Source organism: Enorma burkinafasonensis (assembly GCF_902150035.1).
Taxonomy (GTDB): Bacteria; Actinomycetota; Coriobacteriia; order Coriobacteriales; family Coriobacteriaceae; genus Enorma; species Enorma burkinafasonensis.
This window is the reverse complement of sequence record NZ_LR597512.1, coordinates 42,039-48,480: the sequence shown is the minus strand read 5'-3', so window position 1 is coordinate 48,480 and position 6,442 is coordinate 42,039. Positions and strand designations below refer to the sequence as shown.

The 6,442-nt window shown below is 69.8% G+C and carries 6 protein-coding genes; 2 read left to right on the top strand and 4 right to left on the bottom strand.

The genetic code is table 11. The features are described from left to right. Positions 1-246: 246 nt before the first annotated feature. Complete coding sequence (locus tag FS885_RS07590; protein ID WP_144744456.1) at positions 247-876, top strand: DedA family protein; 630 nt, start codon at positions 247-249, stop codon at positions 874-876. 103 nt (positions 877-979) lie between these two features. Here the strand turns inward: FS885_RS07590 and FS885_RS07585 are convergent, their stop codons facing one another. After that, positions 980-1,747, bottom strand: coding sequence for a Cof-type HAD-IIB family hydrolase (locus FS885_RS07585; RefSeq protein ID WP_144744455.1), 768 nt, complete (start codon positions 1,745-1,747; stop codon positions 980-982). A 320-nt stretch (positions 1,748-2,067) separates the two neighbouring features. Between FS885_RS07585 and FS885_RS07580 the strand changes: the two genes are divergently transcribed. Next, on the top strand, positions 2,068-3,897 hold the full coding sequence (locus FS885_RS07580) for an ABC-F family ATP-binding cassette domain-containing protein (protein ID WP_144744454.1): 1,830 nt from the start codon (positions 2,068-2,070) through the stop codon (positions 3,895-3,897). Positions 3,898-3,993: 96 nt separating this feature from the next. Here the strand turns inward: FS885_RS07580 and FS885_RS09950 are convergent, their stop codons facing one another. From FS885_RS09950 to FS885_RS07570, 3 genes are all read right to left on the bottom strand, one after another. Then, a complete protein-coding gene (locus FS885_RS09950) occupies positions 3,994-4,155 on the bottom strand; it encodes a hypothetical protein (protein WP_186365821.1) in 162 nt (53 codons plus the stop codon). Between the two features lie 78 nt (positions 4,156-4,233). Continuing rightward, entirely contained in the window at positions 4,234-5,661 is a 1,428-nt protein-coding gene (locus FS885_RS07575) for a Sapep family Mn(2+)-dependent dipeptidase (RefSeq protein ID WP_144744453.1), read from the bottom strand. A 37-nt stretch (positions 5,662-5,698) separates the two neighbouring features. Continuing rightward, positions 5,699-6,397, bottom strand: a complete 699-nt coding sequence (locus tag FS885_RS07570; protein ID WP_144744452.1) for an HAD family hydrolase — start codon at positions 6,395-6,397, stop codon at positions 5,699-5,701. Positions 6,398-6,442 lie beyond the last annotated feature (45 nt).

The following is a 6,442-nucleotide window of genomic DNA, read 5'->3' as shown; positions in this document are numbered from 1 at the left end:
TCCGGACATGCCGTCCTCCGATCTCCCGGGGCCGGCCGATCCGGCCCTCAGGGTATCGGGTTCCCACATTCATCCGCACATGTGCGGATGAATGTGGGAGGTGTTCGGATAAAGTTGATAATCAAGGGTGCGCGGCGAACTTCCGTAGGTACCATGGAAAATGCCCTCACCCCCGCCGCTTGGGCTACACTTTCCCCTGCACACACGACGGCCCCCGCGCGGGGCCGCCCGCATGAAGGGACCATGATGGAAGAGCTGTTCTTCAACTTCATCGACCAGTTCGGCTACTTCGCCGTCGCCGCGCTCATCTTCATCGAGAACATATTCCCGCCCATCCCGAGCGAGCTCATCCTGCCGCTCTCGGGCTTCTTCACCACCACGACCGACATGGTGCTGCCGCTGGTCATCGTGTCCGCGACCGCCGGCTCGGTCCTCGGCGCCTACATCCTCTACGGTATCGGCTGGGTGCTCTCGCGCGAGCGCCTCATGTACTTCTTCGATACCAAGCCCATGCGCCTTCTGGGCTTCAAGGGCACCGACATCGCGAGCGCCGTCGACTGGTTCGACCGCAAGGGCCAGTTCACCGTGCTCCTGTGCCGCTGCATCCCCGTGGTGCGCAGCCTCATCTCCATCCCGGCCGGCACGGCGCGCATGAACCCCGTGAAATTCACGCTCTTCACCCTCGTGGGCTCCGCCGTGTGGAACACCGTGCTCTGCTCGCTCGGCGCAGCCGCCGGCAGCGCGTGGATGACGGTGAGCGAGCAGGCCGAGTGGGTCTCGGACATCGTGAAGTACGTGATCATCGCCATCGTGATCGTGGTCGCGATCGTCTGGGTCGTGAAGCGCATCATCCCCAACCTGAAGAAGTCCGCTTAAACGCGCCCTGCGGTGGGAGTGTCCCTGCCGAGATCGCCGTCTGCGGCCGCGCCCTACGCGACCGGCTCGGGCGCCCCGCGATCCGCACGCATCGCCCGCGCCGCTAGATCAGCCCCAGCCGCTCGCAGGCACGGTAGATGCCGTCCTCGTCGACGTGCGAGGTGACCAGGGTCGCCCGCTCCTTGACGGAATCCCAGGCGTTGCCCATGGCGACGCTCGTGCCCACGCTCTCGAACATCGCGAGGTCGTTCTCGCCGTCGCCGAACGCGACCGCCTCCTCCGGCTCGATCCCGAGGCGCTCGAGCACCGACCGGACGCCGAGGTCCTTGCCGCCCGCCTTGGGGATGACGTCGCAGAACAGGTTCGTCCAGCGCGTGTGCGCCACCGAGTGCGTCGCATCCATGATGACGTGCTCCTCCCCCGGCTCGAGATAGGCGCAGAACTGGTAGACGGGTTCGTCGAGGGCACGCTCGATGTCATCGGCCTCGTAGTCGAGGCCCACCTCGCGGCCGTTCGCGACGATGCGCGGCGAGAGCCTGTTCGCGAACGCGCGGCTCCGCTGCAGGACCAGCGCGTCGTAGAGGCCCGCGCGCACCTGGCCGACGATGGTTTGCACGTCGTCCTCGGCAATCGGGCAGCTGCGGAACACGCCGTCGCCGTCGTAGCAGAGCTGGCCGTTCAAGGTGACGTAGGCGTCGAAGCTCTCGCGGATGCACGGGGGCAGCAGGTAGGTCGGCCTTCCCGAGGAGATGACGGTCTTGACCCCGCGCTCGCGCAGCCGGGCGAGCGCCGCCTTGGTGGATTCGGGCAGCAGATGCGTCTTGAAGCTCAGCAAGGTCCCGTCGACATCGAAAAACGCCGCCTTGATCACGTTCGTCCCCCTTCATCGCACGCTCGTTTCGGTATTCGGTGTCAGTTTTGCGCGCATGCCATCTAAGCGGCGCATGCACTCAACAAAACCCCAGGTAGCGGAAGTGCCACCCGGCGCTGTCGCAACACTGAGACGAATCTCACACCGAATACCGAAACGAACGTGATGCGAACCGCCAACGCGCCCAGTATAGCGCAGCGCCCAGATCGCCAACGGCGCGGTCTGCTAGGATAGCTATGGCGCGCCGCGCAGCTTGAGGGCGCCGCGCCCATCATCGACACGCGGCGGCGCCCCGGGCCCGCCTCGATCAAAGGAACCCCATGGCCATCCTCCTCGGTTGCGACCGCATCTCGCTCGACTTCCCCACCAAGCGCGTCATGCGCGATGTCACCCTCGGCGTCTACGAGGGCGACCGCATCGGCATCGTGGGACGCAACGGCGACGGCAAGTCCACGCTGCTCTCGCTGCTCGCGGGCACGCTCGAGCCCGACGAGGGCCGCGTCACGCACCGGCGCGGCATCGCGGTGGGGCTTCTGGGCCAGCGCGACTCGCTTGCCGACGACGACACCGTGCGCCACGCGGTCGTGGGCGATCTCCCCGAATTCGAATGGGCCTCGTCGCCCCGCATCCGCGAGGTCCTCGCCGGCCTCATCGCCGACGTCCCCTGGGAGGGCACGCTCGGAGCGCTCTCGGGCGGCCAGCGGCGCCGCGTCGACCTCGCGCGGCTGCTCATCGGCACCTACGACGCGCTCCTGCTCGACGAGCCCACCAACCATCTCGACATGCGCACGATCGACTGGCTGGCCCGCCATCTCAAGGAGCGCTGGCAGGACGGCCAGGGCGCCCTGCTCATGGTGACGCACGACCGGTGGTTCCTCGACGAGGTCTGCACCACGATGTGGGAGGTCCACGACGCGACCGTCGACCCGTTCGAGGGCGGGTACTCGGCCTACATCCTGCAGCGCGTCGAGCGCGACCGGCTGGCGCAGGTCGCCGAGGAGCGCCGGCGCAACATGGCCCGCAAGGAGCTCGCGTGGCTCTCGCGCGGGGCGCAGGCGCGCAGCACCAAGCCGAAGTTCCGCGTCGAGGCGGCGCGCGAGCTCATCGCCGACGTCCCGCCGCTGCGCGACGAGCTCGAGCTCAAGCGCCTCGCGGTCGCCCGCCTGGGCAAGCAGGTCATCGACGTGCTCGACGTCACGGCGGGCTACGGAGACGGCTCGGCAGGCGCGGTCGTGGAGGACGTCACCTGGCTCATCGGCGCGGGCGACCGCTTCGGCCTGCTCGGCGAGAACGGCGCCGGCAAATCCACCCTGCTCGACGTGGTGCAGGGCAAGCTCGCTCCGCTCGCGGGAAGGGTCAAGATCGGCAAGACGGTGCGCTTCGGCGTCCTCTCGCAGCAGCTCCACGAGCTCGACCCGCTCATGGACGAGCCCATCCGCGACGTGCTCAAGCGCTACAAGCGCAGCTACGTGGTCGACGGCAAGGAGACGAGCCCCGAGAAGCTGCTCGAGCGGCTCGGCTTCTCGCCGGAGCAGCTCTGGAGCCGCATACGCGACCTTTCCGGCGGGCAGCGCAGGCGGCTGCAGCTCCTGCTCACGCTCCTCGAGGAGCCCAACGTGCTCATCTTGGACGAGCCGGGCAACGACCTCGACACGGACATGCTCGCGATCGTCGAGGACCTGCTCGACGGATGGCCCGGGACCCTCATCCTCGTGACCCACGACCGCTACCTCATGGAGCGCGTCACCGACCAGCAGTTCGCACTCATCGACGGCCGCCTGCGGCACGTCCCGGGCGGCGTGGACCAGTACCTCGAGCTCGTCGCCGGCCGCAAGGCTGTCGCACCCAGGGCCGCGGCCCCGGGCGCGTCAGGGCGCGGCAAGGCCGAGGGACGCGCCGAGGGCGCGCACGAAGACGACGGCCTCTCCAATGCCGAGCGCCAGCGCCTGCGCAAGGAAGCCGCGTCGCTCGAGCGCAGGCTCGAGACCCAGCAGCGTCGAGTACAGGATCTCCAAGACGCCATGGGCGCGATCGACCCCACCGACTACCTTGCCCTCGAGGAGCAGCAGAAGCTCATCGACGCGGCGCGCGGGACGATCGATGAACTCGAGACGAGCTGGCTTGAGGTCACCGAGCGGCTCGAGGGATAGCGCGCCGGCACCGGAGGCGCGAAAACGAACCCAACCGAAACCCCGCTGCGCAGAGGAAGCGGAACCGACACAGGGCCCGTCAGGCGCGGCGTTTTGTCACGAGCGCTTGCGCGGGCGCTTCTTGCGCTTGGGGCGCGCGGCGGAGCCCGCCTGGGCCGAGCCCTTGCCGGCAGCACCGCCGCCCGAGTACTTCTGGTGCAGGTACCAGCCGAACACCATGGCCACCGCGATCACCGCGAACCAGAGCAGCTGATCCATGGGAAACCTCCTCGTGAAGGGGGCCCGCGGGCGCTGGGCGCCTGCGGAGCCACCCGGAAAACAGGCCGCGACCGGCGCCTAGAGGTCGACCTCCATGAGGCGCACGATCGCGAGGATGTAGATCTTGAGCGCCCGCTTGAGGTCGGCCTCGCGTGCACCCTCGTTGGGCCCGTGCATGTGCCCCACCCAGGCGGGGACGGTCGACCACCGGCCCACGGGGCCATAGGAGACCGCGCAGGGGAAGTTGCGCGCGTAGGTGCCGCCGCCCATCGAGAACGGCTCGGCCTCCTCACCCGTCACCTCGCGGTAGACGTCCAGCAGCGCGCGCACCGCCGGATGGTCGACGCCGACCGAGAACGGCACCTTGCACCAGTCCATCTCGAACGAGGCGCCGAAGCGCCGGGCGAACCCCTCGCAGGCGGAGCGGATGCGCTCGCAGTCGATGCAGGCGGGGTAGCGAATGTCGACGCTCATGGCGAGCCGGCCGTCGTCGCGCACACCGATCGTGCCGCCGTTGAGCGTGAGCGGCCCGAACGCGTCGTCCGCGCACGCGATGCCGAGCCCCGTGCCGGCCGTATCGGCGAGCACGAGGTCGATGAGGTCGACAAAGGCGCGCTCCGCGCCCTCGAGCACGTCGCAGGAGCGCAGATAGCCGACGATGAGCGCGATGGCGTTGATCGTGCCGGCGGGCGCCGAGGCGTGACCGCCGATACCCCGCGCGCTGATGCGGCACACGCCGGGGCGCAGGGCCTCGATTGCGATACGGTCCGCATGCTCTGCGGGAAGGGGCAGCTCGGACGCATCGACCACGAGCTCGAGCACCGACTCACCCGGCACGGCGTTGGGTGCCTCGGCGCCGCTCCAGGAAACGATCCTGCCGCCCGCGACGGGGGCACTCACGAACCTGCCGTTGAAGCAGCCCTTCTCGGCGTTGCACAGGGGGAAGTCGGCATCGGGGGTGAAGAGGAAGCCGGGGGCGTCGTGCCCCTCGAGGTAATGGCGGACGTCGCCCATGCCCACCTCCTCGGCGCAGCCCAAAAGCGCGCGGAAGGTGTAGCGGGGCACGATCCCCTCGTGCAGCAGGAACGCACCGGCGTAGAGCGAGAGCACGGCGGGACCCTTGTCGTCGATCACGCCGCGGCCGAGGAACCACCCCTCGCGCCGCACGAGCTCGAAGGGGTCGGTCGCCCAGCCGGGACCGGCGGGCACGACGTCCACATGGGCGATCGTCGCGACCTGCCCCGGCTCGCGGCCGGGGATATCGCCCCAGCCCACATGGCCCTCATCCTCATCGGTCGCATAGCCCAGGCGGCGCGCGATACCGAGCGCGGCGTCGAGCGCCTCGCGCACCGGGGCGCCATAGGGCGCGCCCGGCAGCGCATGGGCGGCGTCCGCGACCGAGGGGTAGCGCACGAGCGCGGCGATGTCGTCGACGAGGGCGCCCCAGACCTCGTCGATGTAGGCGTCGACGCGCTCCTCGAGCGCGGCAGGGGTCGAATCGCTCACGATGCTCCTTTCGTCAGGCGGGTTTGGGTCCAGATGATTATACGGCCCCGCCCGGGAGGGAACCTCCCAGCAGGTCGGCCACCATGGCCATGCCGCCGGCGAGCGCGTCCGCCCCCGCCTCCTCGAGCTCCGCGCGGCCGCGCTCGTCGCGGTAGACCCCGATGCAGGGGATGCCGAGCGCATGGGCGCCCTCGACGTCGTTTTTCCGGTCGCCGACCATGACAGCAGCGTCGGCGGTGCAACCGAGCATATCGAGGGCGGCGGCGATGCAGTCGGCCTTCGTGGAGCGCCCGGGCTCCAGTCGGCCGGCGACGGCGTCGAACGGCGGCAGGTCGGCAGCGGCGAGCATCTCGAGCGCCGAGGCCTCGAGCCGCGACGTGGCGATGGCCGTGCGCACGCCCCGGGCGCGCAGGCGCCCGAGGAGCTCGACCGCGCCGGGAAACGGCGGGTAGTCCGCAGGCGTCACCTCGCGGCGGAAGATCTCGCGATAGGCCGCCACAAGCGGCAGCGCATCCTTGCGCGAGACGCCCGCCACCTCGCGAAAGCCGTCCACCAGGGGAGGCCCGATCATAAGGCGCAGGTCGCGCAGGGCATCCAGGTCGTAGCCGTTGAGCTCGAGCGCGCGGGCGGCGCAGCGCAGGATCGCCGGGCCCGTGTCGACGAGCGTCCCGTCGAAGTCGAAGACCACGACGGCCGCCCGGGCAAGCCGGTCGCGGACGTGACGTCTATCCAGCATGGTCCCTCCTCTACCGGGGCGCGTGCGGGCGCGCCGCCCTTCCGC